The sequence below is a fragment of the Bacillus sp. sid0103 genome (genome assembly GCF_019219025.1).
Genome location: NZ_JAHUWN010000185.1, coordinates 1 through 211, shown reverse-complemented (window position 1 = coordinate 211; position 211 = coordinate 1). Strand labels below are relative to the sequence as shown.

Here is a 211-nt window from a genome sequence, read left to right as displayed (position 1 = left end):
AGGTCAGAGGTGGAAGCGTGGTAACATGTGGAGCTGACTGATACTAATCGTTCGAGGACTTAACCATTTTTAAGGCAATCTCGAGTTTACAAACTTCTTCTGCATTATCTAGTTTTGAGGGAATGATACCTCAATTAAATAGTCTGGCAATTATGGCGAGAAGGTCACACCCGTTCCCATACCGAACACGGAAGTTAAGCTTCTCAGCGCC

At 44.1% G+C, this 211-nt stretch carries 1 rRNA gene; it reads left to right on the top strand.

Going from position 1 to position 211, the window contains the following annotated elements:
- Positions 1–142: 142 nt before the first annotated feature.
- Positions 143–211 (top strand): 5S ribosomal RNA (rrf, locus tag KW850_RS33060); the annotation flags it as partial.